A 24,854-nucleotide genomic window follows, 5' to 3' on the forward strand; every position below is an offset into this window, starting at 1 on the left:
CCGACTAGCAGTTACAGAGACGCTAGGGGATTATTTCTTCAACGATTGAGCGGCCTTGCGCGGACCCTTGCGAGTACGTGCGTTGGTGCGGGTACGTTGGCCACGGCAAGGCAGACCCTTACGGTGACGCATACCACGGTAGCAGCCCAGATCCATCAAACGCTTGATGTTCATGGACAGTTCACGACGCAGGTCACCTTCGACGACGAATTTTGCAATTTCGTCACGAAGCTTTTCCAGCTCGTTATCGTCCAGATCCTTGACCTTTTTGTTGGTCGGAACACCCGTAGCGACGCAGATTTCTTCTGCTCGTGGGCGGCCAACACCGTAGATGGCTGTCAGGCCGATAACAGTGTGCTGATGGTTGGGGATATTCACCCCTGCAATACGTGCCATGCGTTATTCCTCGATCAATAACGTTAAATTAACCTTGGCGCTGTTTATGACGCGGTTCTGTGCAGATAACACGAACAACGCCTTTGCGCTTGATGATTTTGCAGTTGCGGCAGATCCGCTTGACTGATGCGAGCACTTTCATTGTGGCCCTCTTTCTTTCAATACTAGGTTCGTTTCACTACTTGGTACGGAACACGATACGTGCCCGGCTCAAATCATAAGGAGTCAGTTCCACCGTTACCTTATCTCCTGGGAGGATGCGAATATAGTTCATCCGCATTTTCCCGGAAATATGGCCGAGTACAACATGTCCGTTTTCCAACTTAACTCTGAATGTCGCATTAGGCAGATTCTCCAGAATCTCGCCTTGCATCTGAATAACGTCGTCTTTTGCCATTCCGTCGTCTGTTCCTTTGGGCGCTACCCTTCACCTATCGTGAAGTCATACCGCCCTTGAAATTTGCCTTACGAAGCAACGATTCATACTGCTGTGACATTACATAATTCTGAACCTGCGCCATGAAATCCATGGTGACAACCACAATAATCAGAAGGGAGGTTCCACCGAAGTAGAAAGGCACCTTCCAACGTGCGATCAAGAATTCCGGCAACAAGCAAACCAGTGTGATATACACCGCACCAGCCAACGTCAAGCGCATCAAGATCTTGTCGATGTAGCGTGCTGTTTGATCACCAGGACGAATACCAGGAACAAACGCGCCGCTCTTTTTCAGGTTATCTGCAGTTTCTTTGCTGTTGAATACCAACGCAGTGTAGAAAAAACAGAAGAAAACAATTGCGATCGCATACAGCAGCGCATGAATCGGCTCACCTGGCGCCATCGATGCAGCCAAATCCTTCAGAAAGCGAATGAAAGGATTCGATGTATCGCCGGAAGTGAACCAGCTCGTGATCGTTGCCGGGAACAAGATGATCGACGAAGCAAAAATAGGAGGAATCACACCAGCCATATTCAGCTTCAGCGGCAAATGACTGCTTTGACCGCCGTAAATCTTGTTGCCAACCTGACGCTTCGCATAATTCACCAGGATCTTGCGCTGGCCGCGTTCAATGAACACAACCAGGAACGTAACCAGAGCGACGATCAGGCAGATCAGAATTGCGGACAATGCGTTCATCGAACCTGTACGAACCAGCTCAAACAAACCACCCAATGCGTTCGGCAAACCAGCTGCGATACCGGCAAAGATAATGATGGAAATACCATTACCCAGACCACGCTCTGTAATTTGCTCACCCAACCACATCAGGAACATCGTACCGGTCACCAGCGTCACAACCGTCGTCAGGCGAAACGCCAGACCAGGATCCAACACAAGACCAGCTTGCGATTCCAATGCAACAGCAATACCCAGCGCCTGAAACGTCGCCAGCACCAAGGTGCCGTAGCGGGTGTACTGAGTAATCTTGCGACGACCAGCTTCACCTTCTTTTTTCAACGCTTCAAGCTGCGGCGATACCACCGACAGCAACTGCATGATGATCGACGCCGAAATATACGGCATGATCCCAAGAGCGAAAATTGTGAAACGCGACAGGGCACCACCGGAGAACATGTTGAACATGCCCAGAATGCCACCCTGGTTTTGCTTAAACAATTGCGCCAACTGCGTCGGGTCAATTCCTGGGACAGGAATATGAGCACCGATGCGATATACAACTAATGCTGCCAGCAAAAACCACAAACGGCCCCAAGGGAAACCTTTTGCAGCGCCTTTAGCAAGTTGGGGTGTAGTCGCCAATTAATGCTCCGCGTCAACTGTCAGATTAAGCTACCGAACCGCCGGCAGCTTCAATAGCTGCTTTAGCGCCCTTGGTAGCAATCAGACCTTTGACTGTTACTTTTTTTGTCAGCTCGCCCGACAAAATGATGCGGACAACCTTGGCCAGTTCGCCAATAACACCGGCTTGCTTCAATGCCAGGATATCGATTTCAGTAACTGGCAGGCTTTCCAGGTCGGACAAACGAACTTCAGCCTTGTACGGCGTTGCCAGCGACTTGAAACCACGCTTTGGCAGACGGCGTTGCAGAGGCATCTGACCGCCTTCGAAACCGACTTTATGGAAACCGCCCGAACGCGATTTTTGACCCTTGTGACCACGGCCGGCTGTCTTACCCAAGCCAGAACCGATACCACGACCGACGCGACGCTTGTAGTGCTTGGCGCCTTCTGCGGGTTGGATTGTGTTTAATTCCATGATTTGCTCCGTTCGCAAGCCCAAGGCTTACGAAACCACTTTCACAAGATAGGACACTTTGTTGATCATGCCGCGAACCGATGGAGTGTCTTGCAATTCGGAGACCGAATTCACGCGACGCAGTCCCAGACCGCGCACAGTTGCACGGTGGTCTTGGCGAGTACCGATCAGACCTTTGACCAGTTGCACTTTAATTGTGTTTGCCATCTGTTTCACCTTAGCCCAGGATGTCTTCAACAGACTTGCCGCGCTTGGCTGCAATTTCTGCTGGAGTGTTCATTTTGGACAAACCGTCGAGTGTTGCACGGACCATGTTGTAAGGATTGGTAGAACCATTCGACTTAGCAACGACGTTAGTCACGCCCATCACTTCGAAAATTGCGCGCATTGGACCACCAGCGATCACGCCAGTACCGTCTTTAGCTGGCGACATCAGAACTGACGACGCGCCGTGCTTGCCGGTCACTGTGTGTTGCAGAGTGCCGTTCTTCAAGGTGACCTTGATCATCTTGCGACGGGCTTCTTCCATTGCCTTCTGCACTGCAACTGGCACTTCCTTCGACTTGCCCTTGCCCATGCCGATGCGGCCATCGCCGTCACCAACAACTGCCAGCGCTGCGAAACCCATGATACGACCACCCTTCACCACTTTGGTGACACGGTTGACCGCGATCATTTTTTCGCGCATGCCGTCATCAGGCTTGTCGCTTTGCGTTTTGGATTGCATTTTTGCCATGATGATTTTCCTTAGAACTTCAGGCCGGCTTCACGCGCAGCTTCAGCCAGCGCTTTGACGCGACCGTGATAACGGAAACCGGAGCGGTCAAACGCTACTTCGGTGACTCCAGCTTTCAGTGCCTTCTCGGCGACGCGCTTGCCTACCAGTGTCGCAGCAGCAGCGTTGCCGCCCTTGCCCGATTGACCAGCCAGTTGTTGGCGAACTTCCGCCTCCAACGTCGATGCCGAAGCCAGTACGTTTGCGTCGGGGCCGATGATGCTCGCATAGATGTGCGTATTGGTACGATGCACGGCCAGGCGATTGACCTTTAATTCTGCGATCTTGGCACGGGTTTGAGTCGCGCGGCGCAGACGTGATTGTTTCTTGTCCATCGTCAACCCCTATTACTTCTTCTTGGTTTCTTTGAGTACAACCACTTCATCCGAATAACGAACGCCCTTGCCCTTGTAAGGCTCTGGCTGACGATATGCACGGATTTCAGCGGCGACCTGGCCAACTACTTGGCGGTCGATACCCTTGATTAAGATCTCGGTTTGAGTCGGGGTTTCACACTTGATGCCTTGTGGCATCTGGTGAACGACTGGGTGCGAAAAGCCCAGCGACAGATTCAGCTTGTCGCCTTGTGCTTGAGCGCGGAAACCCACACCAACCAAGTTCAGCTTCTTTTCGAAACCCTTTGTGACACCGTTGACCATGTTATTGACCAACGCACGCAGGGTACCGGACATCGCATTTGCTTCACGGCTGTCATTTGCAACCTCGAAGTTCAGCGTGCCATTGTTGTTTGCGACCTTCACCAAGCCAGTCAATGGCTGGGAAAGCGAGCCCAACGGGCCTTTTACTGTGATCTGCGCTGCAGTAATGGTCGCTTCCGCGCCACTCGGCAGTGCAATCGGCATTTTACCAACACGAGACATATTGCACTCCTTAGGCCACGTAGCAAATCACTTCACCACCGACACCGGTAGCGCGCGCTTTGCGATCTGTCATGACGCCACGTGGAGTGGAAACGATTGCCACACCCAGGCCGTTCATCACGTTAGGAATCTCGTCTTTGCCTTTGTAAATACGCAGGCCAGGACGGGACACGCGCTCGAGGCGCTCGATAACTGGACGACCGGCGTAGTACTTCAGGCCGATTTTCAGTTCTGCTTTGCCGCCGGCTTCAGCCACGGCGAAATCTTCGATATAGCCCTCGTCCTTGAGGACGTTTGCAATTGCGATTTTGACTTTGGACGACGGCATTGCTACGGTCGTCTTTTGCACAACTTGCGCATTGCGGATACGGGTCAGCATATCGGCGATAGGATCGCTCATACTCATTGCTTGTTCTCCTATTACCAGCTGGCTTTAGTCAAACCCGGGATCTCACCACGCATGGCGATTTCACGGACCTTAATACGGCCCAAACCGAATTTACGGAATGTGCCACGTGGACGACCTGTCAATGCGCAACGATTACGTTGGCGGGTCGGAGCAGAGTTACGCGGCAGCGCTTGCAACTTCAGGCGCGCTTCGTAACGTTCTTCTTCCGACTTGGATTGATCGTCAATGATAGCCTTCAACTCAGCGCGCTTGCCGGCGTATTTCTTTACCAGATCTGCACGCTTTTGTTCACGGTTAATCAGTGCCAGTTTTGCCATGGCAGCCTCAGTTTCTGAACGGAAATTTAAATGCGGCGAGGAGCGATTTCGCTTCGTCGTCGGTCTTCGCGGTAGTCGTGATGCTGATATTCAAGCCACGCAGCGCATCGATTTTATCGTATTCAATTTCGGGGAAAATGATCTGCTCTTTCACACCGATATTGTAGTTACCACGACCATCGAAAGCACGACCGGACACACCGCGGAAGTCACGCACACGCGGCAGAGCCACGGTGATGAAGCGATCCAGGAACTCATACATTTGAGCGCCACGCAGGGTCACCATACAACCAATCGGGTAGCCTTCACGGATTTTGAAACCCGCAATCGCCTTACGCGCCTTGGTCACGACCGGCTTTTGACCTGCAATCTTGGTCAAATCGCCGACAGCGTGCTCGATGATTTTCTTATCCGCAACAGCTTCCGACAGACCCATGTTCAATGTGATCTTCAGAATGCGCGGAACTTCCATTACCGACTTATAAGCGTACTTAGCAGTCAAGTCGGCAACGACTTTTTCTTTATAGAACTCTTGGAGACGTGCCATGATCTATTAAACCTTAACAACTTCGCCGCTGGATTTGTAAGCACGGACTTTCTTACCGTCCACGCTCTTGAAACCCACGCGATCTGCCTTGCCGGACGCCGCATTAAACAATGCAATGTTCGACACATGAATTGGCATCAGCTTATCGACAATGCCGCCAGTTGCACCAGTCATTGGATTAGGCTTAGTCGCTTTTTTAGCAACGTTAATGCCTTCAACAACCACGTAATCAGCGCTGACACGCTGAGTTACCACACCGCGCTTACCTTTATCTTTACCGGTCAGCACGATGACTTCATCGTTCTTACGAATCTTTCCCATGACCACTCCTTACAGAACTTCAGGCGCCAGAGAGACGATCTTCATGAAGCGCTCTGTACGCAGCTCACGAGTAACTGGCCCGAAAATACGGGTACCGATTGGTTCCAACTTGGCATTCAGCAAGACAGCAGCATTGCCATCAAACTTAACCAGGGAACCATCCTGACGACGCACGCCCTTAGCGGTACGAACGACGACAGCGTTATAAATTTCACCTTTTTTGACGCGACCACGAGGAGCTGCGCTCTTCACGGTAACTTTAATCACGTCGCCGATGCCTGCGTAACGGCGCTTGGAACCACCCAAGACTTTGATGCACAAAACTTCGCGCGCACCAGTATTGTCGGCCACTTCGAGCCGGCTTTCAGTTTGAATCATGATATTTTCTTTCCCAACTTAATCCGCTCAAATCACACAATGTGAGTCGCGGTCAGTCTTGGTCCTGTTAGCAAGCGAACTCGCTAGTTAGGGGACGATTAAGCTACGTAACTGCATCTTGCCTCTTACCCTCGCCAAACACCAAGAAGCAAAAGAAGAGCTGAGCATTATGGCACCATAATGCTCAGTCTGCAAGCCTTACTTATACAATCTGTGCCACTTGTACAACGCGTGTCACGCTCCAAGCTTTGGTCTTGGAGATTGGACGACCTTCCTGGATCTCGACGGTATCGCCAGTCTTCGCTTGATTCGACTCATCATGAGCGTGGTACTTGTTAGTACGCACGATGATTTTGCCGTACAGCGGATGCTTGACGTGACGTTCGATCAGAACGGTAACAGTCTTATCCATCTTGTCGGACACAACCTTGCCAATCAGCGTGCGCTTGAGCGCTTGTTTCACTTGATCGTTCATTGTTGACCCTTCGAATTGATGACTGTTTTCACACGTGCGATATCGCGACGTACTTTCTTCAGTTGCGCGGTATTGTTCAGTTGCTGCGTAGCCACTTGCATGCGCAAGCTGAATTGAGCCTTCAACAGCTCATTCAGTTCTTTGGCCAGAGCCGCTTCGTCTTTACCACGGAGTTCAGATGCTTTCATATTCCGCTCCTATTATTGACCGACTTGACGAACAACAAAAGTCGTCGACAGTGGCAATTTGGCTGCTGCCAAGCGGAACGCTTCACGCGCCAGAGCTTCGTCAACACCATCCATCTCGTACAGCATCTTACCTGGCTGAATTTCAGCCACGTAGTACTCTGGATTACCCTTACCGTTACCCATACGCACTTCAGCAGGCTTTTGGGAAATCGGCTTGTCCGGGAAAACGCGAATCCAGATACGACCGCCACGTTTGATGTGACGGGTCATAGCGCGACGAGCGGCTTCGATCTGACGTGCCGTGATACGACCACGACCAACTGCTTTCAGACCGAACTCACCAAACGATACGGCTGTACCACGCGAGTGCGAGATACCCGTATTGCGACCTTTTTGTTCTTTACGATATTTTCTACGTGCTGGTTGCAGCATGATTATTCTCCTGCCTTCTCAGCCGATACGCCGGCATCAGTAGCTTGAGGCGCACGCGGCGCACGCTTGGCACCTGCACCTGCTGGTGCACCAGCGGTCTTCGGACGAGGACGAGCACCTGGCTTGCCATCATCACGACGTGGACCGCGACGCTTCTTGTCGTCCTCTGGCTCACCGACCAACACTGGTGCGTCGCCGTTAGCCAGACGATCGCCCTTGTAAACCCAAACCTTGATACCGATGATGCCGTATGTGGTTTGTGCTTCGCCGAAACCGTAGTCGATATCAGCACGCAGTGTATGCAGAGGCACGCGGCCTTCACGATACCATTCCTTACGAGCGATTTCGATACCGTTCAAACGACCGGACGACATGATCTTGATGCCTTGAGCACCCAAACGCATTGCGTTCTGCATCGCACGCTTCATTGCGCGACGGAACATGATGCGTTTTTCGAGCTGCTGAGCAATCGAGTCAGCGATCAGTTGAGCATCGGCTTCTGGCTTGCGGATTTCTTCGATGTTAACGTGCACTGGCACGCCCATCAATTTACCCAGCGCTGCCTTCAGCACTTCGATGTCTTCACCCTTCTTACCGATCACAACACCTGGACGGGAGCTGTAAATGGTGATGCGGGCATTCTTCGCTGGACGCTCGATAACGACGCGACCAACCGAAGCGTTCTTCAGTTTTGTCTTCAGGTAAGCACGAACCTTCAGATCTTCGTTGAGCATGTCGGCAAAATTGTTATTGCCTGCATACCAGCGCGATCCCCAGTTACGTGTAACCGCAAGACGGAAACCGGTTGGATGAATCTTCTGTCCCATCGTGACTCCTTAGTTTCCGACAGTCACGTAAATGTGACAGGATTGCTTGGAAATACGATCACCACGGCCTTTTGCACGCGCTGTGAAGCGCTTGAGGACCGTACCTTTTTCCACATAAATGGTCTTGACTTTGAGCTCGTCAATGTCGGCGCCATCATTGTGCTCGGCGTTCGCGATTGCGGACTCCAGAACCTTCTTGATGATGACCGCACCCTTTTTAGGGCTGAAGGCCAAGATATTCAGTGCTTGATCAACTTTTTTGCCGCGGATCAGGTCTGCAACCAAACGGCCCTTCTGAGCCGACAGGTGCACACCACGCAGGGTAGCTTTAGTTTCCATCATAGGACCTTATTTCTTAGCCTTCTTATCGGCAGCGTGACCCTTGAAAGTACGGGTCAGCGCGAATTCGCCGAGCTTATGACCAACCATGTTTTCGGACACATAAACCGGCACGTGTTGCTTGCCGTTGTGAACCGCGATCGTCAAACCGATGAAATCCGGCATGATTGTCGAACGACGGGACCATGTCTTGATTGGCTTCTTGTCTTTGGTCGCTTGAGCAGCCTCAACCTTTTTAACCAGGTGGGCGTCGCAGAATGGACCTTTTTTCAATGAACGTGTCATGTTTTATCCTTATTTCTTGCCGCGGCGCGAGACAATCATTGAAGTCGTACGCTTGTTGCTGCGTGTCTTCTTGCCCTTGGTCTGTTGACCCCACGGCGAAACTGGATGACGACCTGCTGCAGTCTTACCTTCACCACCACCGTGCGGGTGATCGACCGGATTCATGACCACACCACGCACTGTCGGGCGAACACCGCGCCAACGCATTGCACCAGCTTTACCAATCTTGCGCAGATTGTGCTCGCCGTTGCCGACTTCACCGATCGTTGCACGGCATTCGATGTGAATGCGGCGCACTTCGCCGGAGCGCAGACGAACTTGAGCGTAAGTACCTTCGCGTGCCATCAGCACAACGCCGGCGCCGGCTGTACGAGCGATCTGAGCACCCTTGCCAGGCAACATTTCCACGCAGTGGATTGTTGTACCGACAGGAATGTTGCGGATCGGCAGTGCATTACCAGCCTTGATCGGCGCTTCCGAACCACTAACCAATTGATCGCCGACAGCAATGCCCTTAGGAGCAATGATGTACTTGCGCTCGCCGTCTGCGTAGCACAGCAGAGCAATGTGCGCAGTGCGGTTTGGATCGTATTCGATGCGTTCGACCTTGGCAACGATACCGTCCTTGTTGCGACGGAAGTCGACAACGCGGTAATGTTGCTTATGACCACCACCGATGTGACGAGTAGTGATGTGACCGTTGTTGTTACGACCAGCGGTCTTCGACTTCTTTTCGATCAGGCCGGCGAATGGACGACCTTTGTACAGGTCGCTAACGACCTTGACCATACCGCGCCGACCGGGCGAGGTTGGCTTAACTTTTACGAGTGCCATTATTTAGCCTCCTCGGTGAAGTTGATTTCTTGACCGGGCTTCAGGCTGACAAATGCGCGACGTGTGTGGTTGCGACGACCAACCGAACGGCCGGAACGCTTTTGCTTACCTTGACGATTCGCGACCTGAACAGACTCCACTTGAACCTTGAACAGCAATTCGACCGCAGCCTTAACTTCCAGCTTGGTCGCATCTTGCGTTACCAGAAAAACGACTTGCTCGTTTTTCTCAGCGACGAAAGTTGCTTTTTCAGAGATCACCGGCGCCAGCAGCACTTTCATCAAGCGCTCTTCGCTATGTTTAATTGCGTTCATGCCAGCAACTCCTCAATCTTAGCCAGTGCTTGCTTAGTGATCAGCACTTTCTTGTAGAAAACCAGGGAGACCGGATCGGCTTGACGTGGCTCAACAACCAGCACGTTCGGCAGATTGCGCGACGCAAGCAACAGGTTTTCGTCCAGCGTGTCAGTGATGACCAGCACGGAGTCCAGACCCATGACTTTCAGTTTTTCGGACAACAGCTTGGTCTTCGGCGCTTCGACCGAGAAATTCTCGACGATCGACAGACGACCTTCGCGAGCCAACTGGGACAGAATCGAGCAGACACCTGCGCGATACATCTTCTTGTTGACCTTGTGCGAGAAGTTTTCGTCAGGCGAATTCGGGAAAATACGACCACCGCCGCGCCACAGAGGCGAAGACGACATACCGGCACGAGCGCGGCCAGTACCCTTTTGACGCCATGGCTTCTTGGTTGTGTGATGCACTTCTTCACGGTCTTTTTGCTTGCGGTTACCGCTGCGAGCATTGGCTTGATAAGCCACGACGACTTGGTGAATCAGCGCTTCGTTGTAATCACGACCAAAGATGGTATCAGGAGCAGCGACGTTCGATGCGGCTTGACCTTGATCATTCAGGAGCTTGAGTTCCATGAATTAGGCTCCCTTCTTGACTTTAACTTTAACTGCCGGGGAAACGACCACTTGGCCGTTTTTCGCGCCTGGAACAGCACCCTTGACCATCAGCAATTGACGCTCAGCGTCGATGCGTGCGATCTCGAGGTTTTGCACTGTGCAGGTAACATCACCCAGGTGACCGGTCATGCGCTTACCAGGAAAAACACGACCTGGATCTTGCGCCATACCAATGGAGCCTGGAACATTGTGCGAGCGGGAGTTACCGTGCGATGCGCGACCGGATGCGAAGTTGTAACGCTTGATCGTACCAGCGTAGCCCTTACCGATGGACACGCCTTGCACGTCCACTTTTTGGCCAGCTTCGAACAAGCTTGCAGCGACAACGTCGCCAGCTTTCAACTCAGCAGCTTTAGCTGCATCAATGCGGAATTCTTTCAGAACGGTCCCGGCTTCAACGCCAGCTTTGGCGTAATGACCGGCAGCAGCTTTAGTCACACGCGAGGCGCGACGCTGACCGAATGCGACCTGAACAGCGGAATAACCATCCACTTCAGGCGTTTTGATTTGGGTCACGCGATTGTTCGACACATCCAACACGGTCACAGGAATAGAATCCCCGTCTTCCGTGAAGATACGCATCATACCAACCTTGCGACCAACAAGGCCTAGGCTCATTGTTTTTCTCCATTCCCGCCTGCGATTGGGCGGGGCTGATGTTTGTACAACTAAAATATGTGGAGTCACGAATCCCGCGACTCCACCGAAGCCGATCAGTATAACCGGGTAAATTTTTATTTGCAATACCCGACAGTGTCGTGGTATGTCAAAGTTCTATCCGATCATACTTTTTACAACACTTGCCGCAAATGCTTATTGCAGCTTGATTTCTACATCAACGCCAGCCGGCAGATCCAGCTTCATCAATGCATCGACAGTCTTGTCGGTCGGATCAACGATATCCATCAGACGTTGGTGCGTACGGATTTCGAATTGATCGCGCGAAGTCTTGTTGACGTGCGGGGAACGCAGAACGTCGAAACGTTGAATGCGTGTTGGCAGCGGAACAGGACCCTTGACGACAGCGCCGGTGCGCTTTGCTGTGTCGACGATTTCCAGTGCGGATTGGTCGATCAGACGATAGTCGAATGCCTTCAGGCGGATACGGATTTTTTGGCTAGGAACTGACATGATTTTCCTTTAAAGAACGAACCGCGGATGACAGCCACCCGCGGCAATGATAAATAGTTGCTACTGCACTACTACGTTTTATTACGCGTCAGGCAGGATCTTGGCAACAACACCTGCACCGACAGTACGGCCACCTTCGCGGATCGCGAAACGCAGACCTTCTTCCATCGCGATCGGGTTGATCAGCATCACTGTGATCGACACGTTGTCGCCTGGCATAACCATTTCCTTGTCCTTCGGCAACTCGATCGAACCAGTCACGTCCGTTGTACGGAAGTAGAACTGTGGACGATAGTTGTTGAAGAATGGTGTGTGGCGACCGCCTTCGTCTTTCGACAACACATAGATCTCGCCTGTGAAGTGCTTGTGTGGCTTGATCGAGTTTGGCTTCGCCAACACTTGACCGCGCTCCACGTCTTCACGCTTGGTGCCGCGCAGCAGCACGCCAACGTTGTCGCCTGCCTGACCTTGGTCCAGCAGCTTGCGGAACATTTCAACGCCAGTACAAACGGTGTCTTGTGTGTCACGGATACCAACGATTTGCAGGGCTTCGCCAACCTTGACGATACCGCGCTCAACACGACCGGTCACAACGGTACCGCGGCCGGAGATCGAGAACACATCTTCCACTGGCAGCAGGAAGGCGCCGTCAACAGCACGTTCCGGTGTCGGGATGTAAGTGTCCAGTGCTTCGGCCAGTGCCATGATGGCTTGCTCGCCCAATGGGCCAGTGTCACCTTCCAGAGCCAGCTTCGCCGAACCCTTGATGATTGGCAGGTCGTCGCCTGGGAATTCGTACTTGGTCAACAGCTCGCGCACTTCCATTTCGACCAGTTCCAGCAGCTCTTCATCATCCACCATGTCAGCCTTGTTCAGGAACACGATGATGTAAGGAACGCCAACTTGACGCGACAGCAGGATGTGTTCGCGTGTTTGTGGCATTGGGCCGTCTGCTGCGGAGCAAACCAGGATCGCGCCGTCCATCTGCGCAGCACCGGTAATCATGTTCTTCACATAGTCGGCGTGGCCTGGGCAGTCAACGTGGGCGTAGTGACGGTTGGCTGTTTCGTATTCGACGTGGGCTGTGTTGATGGTGATGCCGCGTGCCTTTTCTTCTGGCGCCGCATCAATTTGATCGTAGGCCTTCGCTTCGCCGCCGAATTTCTTCGACAACACAGTTGCGATTGCTGCTGTCAGCGTGGTCTTGCCGTGGTCAACGTGACCAATCGTACCAACGTTCACGTGCGGCTTGGTCCGCTCGAATTTACCTTTTGCCATTTTGCATTTCCTTCAAAAAGAACGATTTTCTTAACAATTAAAAGCTCACTTCCTGCCAACGCAGGGAGTGAGCAAAACTTAACTTACTTGGTCTTGGAAGTAACGATCGCGTCGATGACGTTCTTCGGTGCTTCGGAGTAGTGCTTGAATTCCATCGAATATGTCGCACGACCTTGAGTTGCCGAACGCAACGAAGTCGAGTAACCGAACATTTCCGACAGCGGCACTTCTGCCTTGATGATCTTGCCACCACCGCCGGCGATTTCATCCATACCTTGCACCATACCGCGACGGGACGACAAGTCGCCCATCACAGTACCAGCGTAGTCTTCTGGCGTCTCAACTTCAACTGCCATCATTGGCTCCAGAATAACCGGGCTGGCTTTACGGCAACCATCCTTGAACGCCATCGAACCGGCCATGCGGAATGCATTTTCGTTCGAGTCAACGTCATGGTAGGAACCGAAGAACAGAGTGACCTTGACGTCAACCACTGGGTAGCCGGCCAACACGCCGGTGTTCAGTGTTTCACGCACACCCTTTTCAACTGCAGGGATGAATTCGCGAGGAACGGTACCGCCCTTGATTGCGTCAACGAATTCGAAGCCCTTGCCCGGTTCTTGCGGCTCGATCTTCAGAACCACGTGACCATACTGACCACGACCACCGGATTGCTTGACGAACTTGCCTTCGATTTCTTCGCAAGTCTTGCGGATGGTTTCGCGATACGCGACTTGTGGCTTACCGACAGTTGCTTCCACGTTGAATTCACGCTTCATGCGGTCGACGATAATGTCCAGATGCAACTCGCCCATACCAGCGATAATCGTTTGACCCGATTCTTCGTCAGTACGCACGCGGAACGATGGATCTTCAGCAGCCAGACGGTTCAGCGCCAGGCCCATCTTTTCCTGGTCAGCCTTGGTCTTTGGCTCAACAGCTTGCGAAATCACAGGCTCAGGGAAGACCATGCGTTCCAGCACAACAACAGCCTTGTCGTCGCACAGGGTGTCGCCGGTTGTGGTGTCTTTCAGACCAACCACAGCAGCGATGTCGCCTGCCAGCATTTCCTTGATTTCTTCACGTTGGTTGGCGTGCATCTGAACGATACGGCCAATACGCTCTTTCTTCGACTTCACCGAGTTGAACACGGTGTCGCCCGAGTTCAGGGTACCCGAGTAGCAACGGATGAAGCACAGCTGACCAACGAACGGGTCAGTTGCGATCTTGAATGCCAGCGCCGAGAACTTCTCGGTGTCTTCTGCTTTACGCACGACTGGCTCGTCATCTTCATCCAGACCTGGAACAGGAGGAATATCAACCGGCGACGGCAGGTATTCGATCACGCCGTCCAACATGGCTTGCACGCCCTTGTTCTTGAACGCAGTACCGCACATCATCGGAACGATTTCGCTGGCGATGGTACGTTGACGAATCGCAGCCTTGATGTCGGCTTCGCTCAGGTCGCCGTCTTCCAGGTACTTGTTCATCAGTTCTTCGGATGCTTCAGCAGCCGCTTCGACCATGTTTTCGCGCCACTTTTGCGCTTCTTCCTTCAGATTTTCAGGAATATCACGGTAGTCGAATTTCATGCCTTGGCTGGCGTCATCCCAGTAAATCGCACGCATCTTGACCAGATCAATCACGCCTTCGAAGAGATCTTCGGCGCCGATAGGCACTTGCATAGGAATAGGATTGGCCTTCAGGCGTGCACGCATTTGGTCGTACACCTTGAAGAAGTTCGCACCGGTACGATCCATCTTGTTGACGAACGCCAGACGTGGAACCTTGTACTTGTTTGCTTGACGCCAAACAGTTTCTGATTGTGGCTGCACGCCGCCGACTGCACAGTAAACCATGCAAGCGCCGTCGAGCACGCGCATCGAGCGTTCAACTTCAATCGTGAAGTCAACGTGGCCCGGGGTGTCGATGATGTTGATGTGGTGAGCTGGGAAGTTGTTCGCCATGCCCTTCCAGAAACAGGTCGTCGCAGCGGAAGTAATGGTAATACCGCGCTCTTGCTCTTGTTCCATCCAGTCCATGGTGGCGGCGCCATCATGCACTTCACCGATCTTGTGGTTCACGCCTGTGTAAAACAGAACGCGCTCAGTCGTCGTTGTCTTACCAGCGTCAATGTGAGCCGAAATACCGATGTTGCGGTAACGCTCAATGGGGGTCTTGCGAGCCATGATTTATTCCTAAGTCTTTAATGCGCGAAACCGAGCGCCATTTTTGTAAAATAGTCGCTCGGCTCGAACAAATTTTAGATACAAACGGAGCCATTTCAAAAACATCTGAAAAGCTCCGCCCTGTCTTGTTAGAAGCGGAAGTGGGAGAACGCCTTGTTCGCTTCAGCCATACGGTGAACTTCGTCACGCTTCTTCATCGCACCGCCACGGCCTTCAGCCGCTTCGATCAACTCGCCACCCAGACGTTGCGGCATGGATTTTTCGCTACGCTTGTTTGCGGCTTCGCGCAACCAACGCATCGACAACGCCATACGACGGACTGGACGCACTTCAACCGGAACCTGGTAGTTAGCGCCGCCGACACGACGGGACTTCACTTCGACCATCGGCTTGCAGTTGCTCAGCGCAGCGGCGAACACTTCCAGCGGGTCTTTACCGGTCTTGGTTTGAATGTGATCAAACGCACCGTAGATGATGTTTTCAGCGACCGACTTTTTGCCGGACAGCATCAACACGTTGACGAACTTAGCAACATCAACATTGCCGAACTTTGGATCAGGCAGGATATCCCGCTTGGGTACTTCACGACGACGTGGCATTTCAATTCCTTTCAGTCTTCAGTTGAGCGGGCAGAATAAATTCTCACCGCACTCGCGGACGGCCATCATAGCCACCCACTTACTCGGCCCATCACGGACCGACACATTTCACCCGGCTTGCGCCCGACGAAAACAAATTACTTCTTAGCTGCCTTGGCGCGCTTGGCACCGTACTTCGAGCGAGCTTGCTTACGATCCTTGACGCCTTGGGTATCCAGAGCACCGCGAACCATGTGGTAACGCACACCCGGCAAATCCTTCACACGGCCGCCGCGAATCAACACGACGCTATGCTCTTGCAGGTTGTGGCCTTCACCACCGATGTACGAAATCACTTCGAAACCGTTGGTCAAACGCACTTTTGCAACCTTACGCAAAGCGGAGTTTGGCTTTTTAGGAGTCGTTGTGTAAACGCGGGTACATACGCCACGTTTTTGCGGGCTGTTTTCCAGCGCCGGCGATTTGCTCTTCACGATCGCGGAGACGCGTGGATTGCGAATCAATTGATTGATGGTTGGCATCGTTTTAATCCAACAAAATTACGACGTTAATAACATTAATCCCAGAAACGGTTGCCTGGAATTAAACAAGAAACTTGCACGAAAGAAACCTGTGCACACCGACTTTAGAGAAAACGAGAGAAGCGCCGAGGAAAACCGGAAGCAGACCAAAGAACGCTTAAGCTCAGGAGAGCCTAAATTCGAGAACTCGCGAGTATATGCCTGAAAAGTCAAGGGGTCAAGGGCCGTTTCCAGCACCTCGACCCCATTGGCAAATTTACGACGCTCTTCTTACCCTGCCAAAAGCCGCTTTCTGATTGGCTTTCAGCAAGAATATTCAGAAATACCTGTCGCTACGACCTTCAAACACGTGCCAGACTGGCAACAATGCTGCGCCAGAGGGCCGACTCTTCTTTATTGCGATCGCGCCGCGAAAAGAAGTTGACCACTTGCTCTCCGTTGGCGTCGTAAAACTCCACCGAAGTTATCATACCGTCCTTGGCTGGCCGCTTGACCACCCAGCCGTGATCGATGCCTGCCTGACGCAGGTGCAGGTTGAAATCAGGATCCAGCACATTGAACCACTCGTCGGTCGCCTTCACCTTCTTGACCGTACCGCTAAAAATCTGCGTCATGCCCAGATTGCTCACAAACACCATGATCGGCTGAGCCTGGTTTGAGGCACTGTTGAGCAAGGTCTGCACGGATTGCGCATTGATGCGATAAGCGGCATCTCTACCGATCAGGTCCAGCGCTTGCTCGCGAGTAATGCCCAAGTCCTTCAGCAGACGCGGAAACTCGTGCACATCCGTCAACTCATCCCACGAGGCGCGCAACTCTTTGACATCGACTTCCCCGTTGGGTTTCTTGATGACTTTAGTCGGCGCGCGATCCACCTTCAAGCCAGCAAATTGATCGGCCGCCTTGAAATCAGCAATCAACTTGTCGAATACGGCGACGCCAGCCTCATTGTCCAGATAGATCTTGTTCACGGCATTGCCGTGCACGTCAAAGAACTGCAGGCTGCGGCTGATCTTGCCTTCACGTCCCGGCTGTACTACTGCGAAGGCTGAGCGCCAGTTGTCGGTACCAAAGCGCAGATCGATCGGGCCACCGGCAAAGCCCGTTCCCGGGATAACACGGCCTTCGTCGTTCAGTTTGGCTTTGGTGACAGTGCCCACACGCTCAAGCACTGCGTTGTCGTTGCGGGTAATCGACTTGATCTGGCCCAGCTCATACAATCGGTCGTACACCGCCTTGTATGTTTTGCCACCGTCCTGCAGACGTGTCACGCCCTTGCCGACATTGGTCGCCACCAGCTCAGCCTCGGACACGCCCAGCTTCTGCGCGGCGTCGCGCGGGTGAGTCTTTGGTTCCGCTATACGCAGCGCCGACCAGCGATCCGCCAGGTCGCTATTCTGCGGCGCCGATGTCGTCGTGCAAGCGGCGATGCTGATCATCCCGGCCGCCCACAACAATGCGCTCAGTTTCTTATATTTCATTCCATGCCTCTTTTCGGTTAAGTGCCTTGCGGCGTTCTGCGGATGTCAGTACTCATACTTCATGCTGACGTTGAAGCTGCGGCCAGGTTCGGTGTACGCATCCTTGTTGGTTGCGCTGTCGGCCAGAGACAGACCACGGATATCGGTCCAGCTCCAATATTTGCGATCGAACAAATTGCGGATGCCTGCGTTGAACGAAAGATTCTTGTTGAATCGATACCCGCTGCGCAGATCCACGACGAAGAACGACGGCGACACAAAGTTGGTCTTGGTGGCGATGTCATCCTTCTTTTTTGCTGCGTTGTAGATCATGTCGCTTTGTACGAACCAGACCTGGTTCGGCTCGTAGCGCACGCCTGTGACGATCGACAATGGCGCGACCGACTCCAGCCCGGTCTTGACTCCAGCGTTGCTGGTTGTCGTGCCCTTGGTATAGGCGAAGCCGGTCTTGAGAGACAAACCGTTTTCCATACGCCAGTCGAGACGTCCTTCAACGCCGTGGATCGAGGCTTTTGCGGCGTTCACATATTGATAAATGGTCGGGTTCAATACCGTACCGCCGCCGGAAATGGTGAGTGAGTCAATGAAGTTGCGATATTCACCGGTATAAGCCGCAGCGCTATAGTTGAACATGCCTGCCGACGTCGGCAACTTGCCGCGGAAACCGATTTCATAAGAGTTGCTGGTTTCCGGCTTCAGGTTCGGATTGGCAATCTGCGAATAGCCTTGGCTGGCGTTGTTGAAGTAGGAGTTCACCTCTTGCGGCGACGGTGCGCGGAAGCCACGGGCGTACTGCACGTAGGGTGCGAACGCGGGCGCCACTTCGTAGACGAACGCCAGACGCGGCGACCAGGCGCTGTCCTTGCTGGTCGATGCCGGTTGATTGTTGGCAATCGCTTGCGCGTCGTACTTGGCGCTCGCCTGCGGCTTCAGCTTATAGCTGTCATAACGCAGGCCGGGCACCACGCTGACAGGGCCTACGCGCATGTCGTACTGGTAGTACGCGCCCAATACGCTGTATTCCGTCTTGGGGAAATATTCGCAATATTGTGTCCCGGTACATGTTGTCCAACCGGTGCCGTTCGCATTCATTTTCATCGTCGCCGTGCTGGCGTCGACGCCGTATGTCATCTTGTGCTTGATGGCGCCCGTGACGAACGAACTCTCTCCCAGCACGCCACCACCGAAGATATCGTCCTGATACGAGATGTCGCGGAATCGAGGACGTACTGTCGCGCCGACGGTCGTACCACTTTCATAAGAATATTGCTGCGTCTTGGAATCGCGGTAGTACACATTGGCGCGCAATTTCTGGATCAGCCTGTTGTCGGCATCGTCGTGCTCGAAGATCGCCTGCAGCTTGTTGCTCTTCACGTTGCTATTGCTTTGGTAGCCGCTGATCACTGTGGTAATCGCCGACAGGCTGTCGCCGCGCAGGCGGTTGTCCACTGTTTCAAAACTAAGTTTGACGACGTTGCGCGGATCGATCTTGAAAACCACTTTACCCAGTGCTGAGCGGTTGTTGTAAGTCAGCGAATCAGCCTTGGTGCGCGTTGCCCCGGCACCACCAACGCTACCGTTGGTTTCGGTCTCGTTGCCGTGGCGTGCGTTCAAGACCAGCATGCCTTGAACGACGTCGTTGCCGAATGCCATGGTGCCCGTTGTGCCATAGCTGCTGTCGCTGGAATCATAGGAAGGTCGCACGGCGAAATAGCTGCTCTTGCCGAATACGTTCAGCAAATCCTGCGGATCCTTGGTGACGAAGTTGACTACACCGGTCAAACCATCGCTACCGTACATTGACGAGGCAGGCCCGCGCAGGATTTCAATACGTTGATACAGATCAGTATCCGTGTAGGCGCCTCGGCCGGCGAACAGCGTGCCTTGGCTGAACGAACGTGGCAGCGCAACGCCGTCCTCCAGCAGCATGACCCGATTACCGTCCAGACCGCGGATGCTGATGCCTTCATTACCGCCGCGCCCCATCGTCGCCGACGCACCGGTAACACCGCCCACGCGATAGACCGAGCGGCGCACTTCTACGCCCGGCTCATAGCGCAGCGCATCCTTGATGTCCTTGGCGTTTTGCTGCTCGATTTCCTCGGAAGTGATGACCGATACGGTAGCAGCCACACGATTAAGATCGGTGCCGACGCCACGGGTCGACGTGACGGTGATTTCTTCAAGCGGACGGCTCTGCGCCAGCAATTGCGGCGTGGATTGTTGTGCTTGTTGCGCCATGACCGGCGCCATCGACCATTGTTGCAAGACGACAGCTGTCGCCAATGCAAGCTTCTTTTTGCATAGAGCCATGAGACCCATTCCCCTGTGTGGATTCGGTCACTGGCGATGTTCTATGCTGGCTACCTGATTGTGTTTGACGAGAGTATCGATCGCTTCGTGGCGTCTGCCGGCAAGTTGCGCCGGAGACTTTAAGGTGATCGGAATAATGCGCGGGACGTCGAATCCAGAAAGATTTGGGGCCGCTGCTTATTGAACGATGCTTGAAGCGAAACGATTTTAATAAGAATAATTCTTATTCAATGATTGTAGGAGAAATCTTACAGATACTCAATATGATTCTCGCAATATTGCTCATGGCCTCATGCATATAGGAGAAAACATATGGACGCAGGCGCGGGCCATTCATTTTTCTCCATAAAAAAACGGCGCCAGAATTTCTTCTGACGCCGTTGTTCTTCACTGCTGTAGCAGCCGATGAAGGCTGCCGTGTGCTGCTATGCCATTACGCTTCGCCGTCCGCACCGCCGAAAGTCTCGGTGGAGTGCGCTTCGGTTTCGGTCACACGCGCCACACGCTCGGATTCCAACAGCGCTGCGCGCTCGTCGGCTTCCCATGCGTCTTTTTCCTTGCGTGCGCGGTGGAACGCCAGACCGGTACCAGCCGGGATCAGACGACCAACGATGACGTTTTCCTTCAGACCGCGCAGGCCGTCCTTCTTGCCCATGATCGCAGCTTCGGTCAGGACACGTGTGGTCTCCTGGAACGATGCAGCCGAGATGAACGAGTCGGTCGACAGCGATGCCTTGGTGATACCCAACAAAACGTTTTCGTACGTTGCAGGGATCTTGGTCTCTGCGTTGACACGATCGTTTTCGTCCAGCAGCTCGGAACGTTCGACCTGTTCACCGGTGATGTAGTTGGTATCGCCCGGATCCACAACTTGTACGCGACGCAGCATCTGACGCACGATGACTTCGATGTGCTTGTCGTTGATCTTCACACCTTGCAAACGGTACACGTCCTGAACTTCGTCGACGATGTAACGTGCCAGTGCTTCGATACCCAACAGACGCAAGATGTCTTGCGGATCGGCAGGACCGTCAACAATCATTTCGCCCTTATTCACCACCTGGCCGTCATGCACCAGCACTTGCTTGTCCTTGGTGATCAGGAACTCATGCTTGGCGCCGTCCATGTCTGTGATTTCCAGACGTTGCTTGCCCTTGGTTTCCTTACCGAACGCCACAGTACCTGTGACTTCAGCCAGCATACCTGCATCCTTCGGCGAACGTGCTTCGAACAGTTCGGCAACGCGTGGCAGACCACCGGTAATATCGCGTGTCTTTTGCGATTCAGTCGGGATACGTGCCAGCACTTCACCCACGTGAACTTGCTGACCGTCCTTGACGGTAATCAGCGCGCCGACCTGGAAGCCGATCGTCACTGCGTGTTCGGTGCCGGCGATCTTGACTTCTTCGCCTTGCTCGTTCAGCAGCTTAACTTGTGGACGCAACACCTTGGCAGCGGAAGAACCGCGGCGCTTGGCATCGATAACCACCAGTGTCGACAGACCGGTTACTTCGTCGATCTGCTTGGCGACGGTCGAACCTTCTTCGACGTTTTCGAACTTCACGGTACCTGTGTACTCGGTGATGATCGGACGAGTCAGCGGATCCCATGTTGCCAGTGCCGTACCGGCCTTGATGACCATGCCGTCCTTGACGATCAGGGTCGCACCGTACGGTACTTTATGACGCTCACGCTCGCGGCCGAGGTCGTCGGTAATCAGCACTTCGCCCGAACGGGAAATGACGATCAGCTCGCCCTTGCCGTTAGTGACGTAACGCATTGTCGCTGTGAAGCGGATCGTACCGTTGGACTTGGCTTCCACCGACGAAGCAACTGCTGCACGCGATGCCGCACCACCGATGTGGAACGTACGCATGGTCAGCTGAGTACCTGGCTCACCAATCGACTGCGCAGCGATAACGCCGACTGCTTCGCCGCTGTTGACCAACACACCGCGGCCCAGATCGCGGCCGTAGCACTTGGCGCACAGACCATAGCGTGTGTCGCAAGTCAGCGGAGTGCGAACCTTGACTTCATCGATGCCCAGACGTTCGACTTCTTCAACCGTATCTTCATCCATCAGGGTACCGGCTTCGTACAGCGTAGCCTGGGTTTCAGGATTGATGATGTCGGTCGCAGCAACACGGCCGAGGATACGGTCGCGCAGCGCTTCAATGACTTCACCGCCTTCAACCATCGCCTTCATGGATGCGCCGTTGGAGGTACCGCAATCATCTTCGATCACGACCAGATCCTGGGTCACGTCAACCAGACGACGTGTCAGGTAACCGGAGTTCGCAGTCTTCAGCGCCGTATCGGCCAGACCCTTACGGGCGCCGTGCGTCGAAATAAAGTACTGCAACACGTTCAGGCCTTCGCGGAAGTTCGCGGTAATCGGCGTTTCGATAATCGAACCGTCCGGTTTCGCCATCAGACCACGCATACCTGCCAGCTGACGAATCTGCGCTGCGGAACCGCGGGCGCCGGAGTCGGCCATCATGTAAATCGCGTTGAACGACTCTTGTGTACCCTTGGTGCCGTCGCGGCGAACCACGTCTTCGACCTTCAGTTGGTCCATCATCGCCTTGCCGACGTCATCACCGGCCTTACCCCAGATGTCCACAACCTTGTTGTAGCGTTCGCCGGCAGTAACCAGACCGGACGAGTATTGCTGTTCGATCTGTTTGACTTCGCTTTCAGCGGTCGCAATGATGGTCGCCTTTTGTGGCGGCACCAGCATGTCGTCCACGCAGATCGAGATACCGGCGCGTGTCGCCAGGCGGAAGCCCGATTGCATCAGTTGGTCGGCGAACACAACGGTTGCGCGCAGACCGCACTTGCGGAACGACGTGTTGATCAGCTTCGAAATTTCTTTCTTCTTCAACGCGCGGTTCAGCACGGAGAATGGCAGACCCTTCGGCAGAATTTCCGACAGGATTGCACGGCCGACGGTCGTTTCGTAACGCTTGACGGTACGCACGAATTCGCCGGTGACCGGATCCTTTGGATTTTCAACGATACGCACGGTGACGCGGGTAGCCAGTTCGACTTCCTTGTTGTCGTACGCACGGATAACTTCCGAAACGTCCTGGAACAACATGCCTTCGTTCTTGGCGTTGATCGCTTCACGTGTCGCGTAGTACAGACCCAGCACGATATCCTGGGACGGCACGATCGACGGTTCGCCGTTCGATGGGAACAGGATGTTGTTCGACGCCAGCATCAGCGTACGTGCTTCCATCTGTGCTTCGATCGACAGTGGAACGTGAACCGCCATCTGGTCGCCGTCAAAGTCGGCGTTGAACGCGGCGCAAACCAGCGGATGCAGCTGGATCGCCTTGCCTTCGATCAGAACCGGCTCAAACGCCTGGATACCCAGACGGTGAAGTGTCGGCGCGCGGTTCAACATGACCGGATGTTCGCGGATCACGTCTTCCAGGATGTCCCAGACCACAGGCTCTTGGATTTCGACCAGTTTTTTCGCTGCCTTGATGGTCGTTGCCAGACCCATCAGTTCCAGCTTGTTGAAAATGAACGGCTTGAACAATTCCAGCGCCATCAGCTTCGGCAGACCGCACTGATGCAGTTTGAGCTGCGGGCCCACCACGATGACGGAACGACCGGAATAGTCGACGCGCTTACCGAGCAAGTTTTGACGGAAACGACCGCCCTTACCCTTGATCATTTCAGCCAGCGACTTCAGCGGACGCTTGTTGGCGCCAGTCATCGCCTTACCGCGACGGCCGTTATCCAGCAGCGAGTCAACCGCTTCTTGCAGCATGCGCTTTTCGTTGCGCGTGATGATTTCCGGAGCGCGCAATTCCATCAGGCGCTTCAGGCGGTTGTTACGGTTGATGACGCGGCGATACAGATCGTTCAGATCGGAAGTCGCAAAGCGGCCGCCGTCCAGCGGGACCAGTGGGCGCAGTTCCGGTGGCAGCACCGGCAGCACTTCCATGATCATCCAATCAGGCTTGATGCCCGAACGTTGGAACGCTTCCAGAACCTTCAGACGCTTGGCGTATTTCTTGATCTTGGCTTCGGACTTCGATTCTTTCAGTTCCACGCGCAGGGTTTCTGCATCGCGATCGATATCGATCGAGCGCAACAGTTCACGGATGCCTTCGGCGCCCATGAATGCGGTGAAGTCGTCGCCGTACTCTTCGTACTTGGCGGCGTAGTCGTCTTCCGACATGATCTGGCACTTCTTCAGCGGAGTCATGCCTGGATCGGTCACGACGTAGGCTTCGAAGTACAGCACGCGTTCGATATCCCGCAGGGTCATGTCGAGGACCATGCCCAGACGTGACGGCAGCGATTTCAGGAACCAGATGTGTGCAGTTGGCGAAGCCAGTTCGATGTGACCCATGCGCTCACGGCGCACTTTGGCCAGCGTGACTTCAACGCCGCATTTTTCGCAGATAACGCCGCGGTGCTTCAGGCGCTTGTACTTGCCGCAGAGACATTCGTAGTCTTTGATCGGGCCAAAGATCTTGGCGCAGAACAGACCGTCGCGCTCAGGCTTGAAGGTACGGTAGTTGATGGTTTCCGGCTTTTTGACTTCGCCGTAGGACCACGAACGGATTTTTTCCGGGGACGCCAGACCAATTTTGATCGCGTCGAATTGTTCGTTTTGCTGAACTTGCTTGAATAGATCGAGCAGTGCTTTCATGTATCACTCCAGGTTGGCGTGAGAACGCTAGGTAATGCTATGTATATCGAGACGGCCGCACCACAATCTGCGC

32 protein-coding genes are annotated in these 24,854 nt (G+C 53.7%); all 32 read right to left on the reverse strand.

Annotation, left to right across the window (positions count from 1 at the left end):
• Nucleotides 1-30 precede the first annotated feature (30 nt).
• The 32 genes from rpsM to rpoC all read right to left on the reverse strand — a co-directional run bounded on the left by rpsM (nt 31) and on the right by rpoC (nt 24,781).
• Nucleotides 31-396: a 30S ribosomal protein S13 gene (gene rpsM / locus PQR63_RS00425; RefSeq protein WP_007875348.1), complete on the reverse strand. Its 366-nt coding sequence runs from the start codon at nt 394-396 to the stop codon at nt 31-33.
• Between the two features lie 28 nt (nt 397-424).
• A complete protein-coding gene (gene rpmJ, locus PQR63_RS00430; RefSeq protein WP_014004415.1) occupies nt 425-538 on the reverse strand; it encodes a 50S ribosomal protein L36 in 114 nt (37 codons plus the stop codon).
• Nucleotides 539-574: 36 nt separating this feature from the next.
• Nucleotides 575-793 (reverse strand): translation initiation factor IF-1, encoded by a 219-nt coding sequence (gene infA, locus PQR63_RS00435; protein WP_005663428.1) that lies wholly within the window; start codon nt 791-793, stop codon nt 575-577.
• 34 nt (nt 794-827) lie between these two features.
• Nucleotides 828-2,159 carry a preprotein translocase subunit SecY gene (secY, locus tag PQR63_RS00440; RefSeq protein WP_007875347.1) on the reverse strand — a complete coding sequence of 444 codons (1,332 nt, stop codon included), beginning with the start codon at nt 2,157-2,159 and terminating at the stop codon, nt 828-830.
• 25 nt (nt 2,160-2,184) lie between these two features.
• A complete protein-coding gene (gene rplO, locus PQR63_RS00445; protein ID WP_094565760.1) occupies nt 2,185-2,616 on the reverse strand; it encodes a 50S ribosomal protein L15 in 432 nt (143 codons plus the stop codon).
• A 27-nt stretch (nt 2,617-2,643) separates the two neighbouring features.
• Complete coding sequence (rpmD, locus tag PQR63_RS00450; RefSeq protein WP_007875342.1) at nt 2,644-2,823, reverse strand: 50S ribosomal protein L30; 180 nt, start codon at nt 2,821-2,823, stop codon at nt 2,644-2,646.
• Between the two features lie 10 nt (nt 2,824-2,833).
• Nucleotides 2,834-3,352 carry a 30S ribosomal protein S5 gene (gene rpsE, locus PQR63_RS00455; RefSeq protein ID WP_094565761.1) on the reverse strand — a complete coding sequence of 173 codons (519 nt, stop codon included), beginning with the start codon at nt 3,350-3,352 and terminating at the stop codon, nt 2,834-2,836.
• A gap of 11 nt (nt 3,353-3,363) precedes the next feature.
• Nucleotides 3,364-3,726, reverse strand: a complete 363-nt coding sequence (gene rplR / locus PQR63_RS00460) for a 50S ribosomal protein L18 (RefSeq protein ID WP_016836025.1) — start codon at nt 3,724-3,726, stop codon at nt 3,364-3,366.
• A gap of 12 nt (nt 3,727-3,738) precedes the next feature.
• On the reverse strand, nt 3,739-4,272 hold the full coding sequence (gene rplF, locus PQR63_RS00465) for a 50S ribosomal protein L6 (protein ID WP_408164707.1): 534 nt from the start codon (nt 4,270-4,272) through the stop codon (nt 3,739-3,741).
• Between the two features lie 10 nt (nt 4,273-4,282).
• Nucleotides 4,283-4,678: a 30S ribosomal protein S8 gene (rpsH, locus tag PQR63_RS00470; protein ID WP_007875335.1), complete on the reverse strand. Its 396-nt coding sequence runs from the start codon at nt 4,676-4,678 to the stop codon at nt 4,283-4,285.
• 14 nt (nt 4,679-4,692) lie between these two features.
• Nucleotides 4,693-4,998: a 30S ribosomal protein S14 gene (rpsN, locus tag PQR63_RS00475; RefSeq protein WP_007875333.1), complete on the reverse strand. Its 306-nt coding sequence runs from the start codon at nt 4,996-4,998 to the stop codon at nt 4,693-4,695.
• A gap of 7 nt (nt 4,999-5,005) precedes the next feature.
• Nucleotides 5,006-5,545, reverse strand: a complete 540-nt coding sequence (gene rplE / locus PQR63_RS00480) for a 50S ribosomal protein L5 (protein WP_016836027.1) — start codon at nt 5,543-5,545, stop codon at nt 5,006-5,008.
• 6 nt (nt 5,546-5,551) lie between these two features.
• On the reverse strand, nt 5,552-5,866 hold the full coding sequence (gene rplX, locus PQR63_RS00485) for a 50S ribosomal protein L24 (RefSeq protein ID WP_094565762.1): 315 nt from the start codon (nt 5,864-5,866) through the stop codon (nt 5,552-5,554).
• Between the two features lie 9 nt (nt 5,867-5,875).
• Complete coding sequence (gene rplN / locus PQR63_RS00490; protein ID WP_006464924.1) at nt 5,876-6,244, reverse strand: 50S ribosomal protein L14; 369 nt, start codon at nt 6,242-6,244, stop codon at nt 5,876-5,878.
• A 202-nt stretch (nt 6,245-6,446) separates the two neighbouring features.
• Nucleotides 6,447-6,719: a 30S ribosomal protein S17 gene (rpsQ, locus tag PQR63_RS00495; protein ID WP_007875319.1), complete on the reverse strand. Its 273-nt coding sequence runs from the start codon at nt 6,717-6,719 to the stop codon at nt 6,447-6,449.
• The gene (rpmC, locus tag PQR63_RS00500; protein ID WP_007875317.1) at nt 6,716-6,907 is read right to left on the reverse strand and encodes a 50S ribosomal protein L29; all 192 of its coding nucleotides are present in this window, start codon (nt 6,905-6,907) and stop codon (nt 6,716-6,718) included. Before rpmC ends, rpsQ begins: the two co-directional genes overlap by 4 nt.
• 12 nt (nt 6,908-6,919) lie before the next feature.
• Nucleotides 6,920-7,339, reverse strand: coding sequence for a 50S ribosomal protein L16 (gene rplP / locus PQR63_RS00505; RefSeq protein WP_007875315.1), 420 nt, complete (start codon nt 7,337-7,339; stop codon nt 6,920-6,922).
• Nucleotides 7,340-7,341: 2 nt separating this feature from the next.
• Nucleotides 7,342-8,166 carry a 30S ribosomal protein S3 gene (gene rpsC / locus PQR63_RS00510; RefSeq protein WP_408164711.1) on the reverse strand — a complete coding sequence of 275 codons (825 nt, stop codon included), beginning with the start codon at nt 8,164-8,166 and terminating at the stop codon, nt 7,342-7,344.
• A gap of 9 nt (nt 8,167-8,175) precedes the next feature.
• Nucleotides 8,176-8,508, reverse strand: coding sequence for a 50S ribosomal protein L22 (rplV, locus tag PQR63_RS00515; protein ID WP_183381547.1), 333 nt, complete (start codon nt 8,506-8,508; stop codon nt 8,176-8,178).
• 6 nt (nt 8,509-8,514) lie between these two features.
• A complete protein-coding gene (gene rpsS / locus PQR63_RS00520; RefSeq protein WP_007875308.1) occupies nt 8,515-8,790 on the reverse strand; it encodes a 30S ribosomal protein S19 in 276 nt (91 codons plus the stop codon).
• Nucleotides 8,791-8,799: 9 nt separating this feature from the next.
• Entirely contained in the window at nt 8,800-9,624 is an 825-nt protein-coding gene (gene rplB, locus PQR63_RS00525; RefSeq protein ID WP_050479919.1) for a 50S ribosomal protein L2, read from the reverse strand.
• Nucleotides 9,624-9,938, reverse strand: coding sequence for a 50S ribosomal protein L23 (gene rplW, locus PQR63_RS00530; RefSeq protein WP_007875303.1), 315 nt, complete (start codon nt 9,936-9,938; stop codon nt 9,624-9,626). The genes rplB and rplW overlap by 1 nt, the downstream gene beginning before the upstream one ends.
• Nucleotides 9,935-10,555, reverse strand: a complete 621-nt coding sequence (gene rplD / locus PQR63_RS00535) for a 50S ribosomal protein L4 (protein ID WP_408164714.1) — start codon at nt 10,553-10,555, stop codon at nt 9,935-9,937. The genes rplW and rplD overlap by 4 nt, the downstream gene beginning before the upstream one ends.
• A gap of 3 nt (nt 10,556-10,558) precedes the next feature.
• Nucleotides 10,559-11,215: a 50S ribosomal protein L3 gene (rplC, locus tag PQR63_RS00540; protein WP_007875299.1), complete on the reverse strand. Its 657-nt coding sequence runs from the start codon at nt 11,213-11,215 to the stop codon at nt 10,559-10,561.
• 195 nt (nt 11,216-11,410) lie between these two features.
• The gene (gene rpsJ, locus PQR63_RS00545) at nt 11,411-11,728 is read right to left on the reverse strand and encodes a 30S ribosomal protein S10 (RefSeq protein ID WP_006464935.1); all 318 of its coding nucleotides are present in this window, start codon (nt 11,726-11,728) and stop codon (nt 11,411-11,413) included.
• An 81-nt stretch (nt 11,729-11,809) separates the two neighbouring features.
• Nucleotides 11,810-13,006: an elongation factor Tu gene (gene tuf, locus PQR63_RS00550; RefSeq protein ID WP_116436317.1), complete on the reverse strand. Its 1,197-nt coding sequence runs from the start codon at nt 13,004-13,006 to the stop codon at nt 11,810-11,812.
• Nucleotides 13,007-13,089: 83 nt separating this feature from the next.
• Entirely contained in the window at nt 13,090-15,195 is a 2,106-nt protein-coding gene (gene fusA / locus PQR63_RS00555; protein ID WP_408164717.1) for an elongation factor G, read from the reverse strand.
• 128 nt (nt 15,196-15,323) lie between these two features.
• Nucleotides 15,324-15,794, reverse strand: a complete 471-nt coding sequence (gene rpsG / locus PQR63_RS00560; RefSeq protein ID WP_094565767.1) for a 30S ribosomal protein S7 — start codon at nt 15,792-15,794, stop codon at nt 15,324-15,326.
• 137 nt (nt 15,795-15,931) lie between these two features.
• The gene (gene rpsL, locus PQR63_RS00565; RefSeq protein ID WP_094565768.1) at nt 15,932-16,315 is read right to left on the reverse strand and encodes a 30S ribosomal protein S12; all 384 of its coding nucleotides are present in this window, start codon (nt 16,313-16,315) and stop codon (nt 15,932-15,934) included.
• Nucleotides 16,316-16,656: 341 nt separating this feature from the next.
• On the reverse strand, nt 16,657-17,796 hold the full coding sequence (locus PQR63_RS00570) for a hemin-degrading factor (RefSeq protein ID WP_408164720.1): 1,140 nt from the start codon (nt 17,794-17,796) through the stop codon (nt 16,657-16,659).
• Between the two features lie 45 nt (nt 17,797-17,841).
• Entirely contained in the window at nt 17,842-20,109 is a 2,268-nt protein-coding gene (locus tag PQR63_RS00575; RefSeq protein ID WP_408164722.1) for a TonB-dependent hemoglobin/transferrin/lactoferrin family receptor, read from the reverse strand.
• Between the two features lie 433 nt (nt 20,110-20,542).
• Complete coding sequence (gene rpoC / locus PQR63_RS00580) at nt 20,543-24,781, reverse strand: DNA-directed RNA polymerase subunit beta' (RefSeq protein ID WP_408164723.1); 4,239 nt, start codon at nt 24,779-24,781, stop codon at nt 20,543-20,545.
• Nucleotides 24,782-24,854 lie beyond the last annotated feature (73 nt).

The sequence above is a fragment of the Herbaspirillum rhizosphaerae genome, from assembly GCF_046025915.1.
Taxonomy (GTDB): domain Bacteria; phylum Pseudomonadota; class Gammaproteobacteria; order Burkholderiales; family Burkholderiaceae_D; genus Herbaspirillum; species Herbaspirillum rhizosphaerae_A.

Coding starts and splice junctions, on each gene's coding strand:
- rpsM (WP_007875348.1), bottom strand. CDS start 396: ATGGCACGTATTGCAGGGGTGAATATCCCCAACCATCAGCACACTGTT.
- rpmJ (WP_014004415.1), bottom strand. CDS start 538: ATGAAAGTGCTCGCATCAGTCAAGCGGATCTGCCGCAACTGCAAAATC.
- infA (WP_005663428.1), bottom strand. CDS start 793: ATGGCAAAAGACGACGTTATTCAGATGCAAGGCGAGATTCTGGAGAAT.
- rplO (WP_094565760.1), bottom strand. CDS start 2,616: ATGGAATTAAACACAATCCAACCCGCAGAAGGCGCCAAGCACTACAAG.
- rpmD (WP_007875342.1), bottom strand. CDS start 2,823: ATGGCAAACACAATTAAAGTGCAACTGGTCAAAGGTCTGATCGGTACT.
- rpsE (WP_094565761.1), bottom strand. CDS start 3,352: ATGGCAAAAATGCAATCCAAAACGCAAAGCGACAAGCCTGATGACGGC.
- rplR (WP_016836025.1), bottom strand. CDS start 3,726: ATGGACAAGAAACAATCACGTCTGCGCCGCGCGACTCAAACCCGTGCC.
- rplF (WP_408164707.1), bottom strand. CDS start 4,272: ATGTCTCGTGTTGGTAAAATGCCGATTGCACTGCCGAGTGGCGCGGAA.
- rpsH (WP_007875335.1), bottom strand. CDS start 4,678: ATGAGTATGAGCGATCCTATCGCCGATATGCTGACCCGTATCCGCAAT.
- rpsN (WP_007875333.1), bottom strand. CDS start 4,998: ATGGCAAAACTGGCACTGATTAACCGTGAACAAAAGCGTGCAGATCTG.
- rplE (WP_016836027.1), bottom strand. CDS start 5,545: ATGGCACGTCTCCAAGAGTTCTATAAAGAAAAAGTCGTTGCCGACTTG.
- rplX (WP_094565762.1), bottom strand. CDS start 5,866: ATGGGAAAGATTCGTAAGAACGATGAAGTCATCGTGCTGACCGGTAAA.
- rplN (WP_006464924.1), bottom strand. CDS start 6,244: ATGATTCAAACTGAAAGCCGGCTCGAAGTGGCCGACAATACTGGTGCG.
- rpsQ (WP_007875319.1), bottom strand. CDS start 6,719: ATGAACGATCAAGTGAAACAAGCGCTCAAGCGCACGCTGATTGGCAAG.
- rpmC (WP_007875317.1), bottom strand. CDS start 6,907: ATGAAAGCATCTGAACTCCGTGGTAAAGACGAAGCGGCTCTGGCCAAA.
- rplP (WP_007875315.1), bottom strand. CDS start 7,339: ATGCTGCAACCAGCACGTAGAAAATATCGTAAAGAACAAAAAGGTCGC.
- rpsC (WP_408164711.1), bottom strand. CDS start 8,166: ATGGGACAGAAGATTCATCCAACCGGTTTCCGTCTTGCGGTTACACGT.
- rplV (WP_183381547.1), bottom strand. CDS start 8,508: ATGATGGAAACTAAAGCTACCCTGCGTGGTGTGCACCTGTCGGCTCAG.
- rpsS (WP_007875308.1), bottom strand. CDS start 8,790: ATGACACGTTCATTGAAAAAAGGTCCATTCTGCGACGCCCACCTGGTT.
- rplB (WP_050479919.1), bottom strand. CDS start 9,624: ATGGCACTCGTAAAAGTTAAGCCAACCTCGCCCGGTCGGCGCGGTATG.
- rplW (WP_007875303.1), bottom strand. CDS start 9,938: ATGAACGCAATTAAACATAGCGAAGAGCGCTTGATGAAAGTGCTGCTG.
- rplD (WP_408164714.1), bottom strand. CDS start 10,555: ATGGAACTCAAGCTCCTGAATGATCAAGGTCAAGCCGCATCGAACGTC.
- rplC (WP_007875299.1), bottom strand. CDS start 11,215: ATGAGCCTAGGCCTTGTTGGTCGCAAGGTTGGTATGATGCGTATCTTC.
- rpsJ (WP_006464935.1), bottom strand. CDS start 11,728: ATGTCAGTTCCTAGCCAAAAAATCCGTATCCGCCTGAAGGCATTCGAC.
- tuf (WP_116436317.1), bottom strand. CDS start 13,006: ATGGCAAAAGGTAAATTCGAGCGGACCAAGCCGCACGTGAACGTTGGT.
- fusA (WP_408164717.1), bottom strand. CDS start 15,195: ATGGCTCGCAAGACCCCCATTGAGCGTTACCGCAACATCGGTATTTCG.
- rpsG (WP_094565767.1), bottom strand. CDS start 15,794: ATGCCACGTCGTCGTGAAGTACCCAAGCGGGATATCCTGCCTGATCCA.
- rpsL (WP_094565768.1), bottom strand. CDS start 16,315: ATGCCAACCATCAATCAATTGATTCGCAATCCACGCGTCTCCGCGATC.
- PQR63_RS00570 (WP_408164720.1), bottom strand. CDS start 17,796: ATGAAATATAAGAAACTGAGCGCATTGTTGTGGGCGGCCGGGATGATC.
- PQR63_RS00575 (WP_408164722.1), bottom strand. CDS start 20,109: ATGGCTCTATGCAAAAAGAAGCTTGCATTGGCGACAGCTGTCGTCTTG.
- rpoC (WP_408164723.1), bottom strand. CDS start 24,781: ATGAAAGCACTGCTCGATCTATTCAAGCAAGTTCAGCAAAACGAACAA.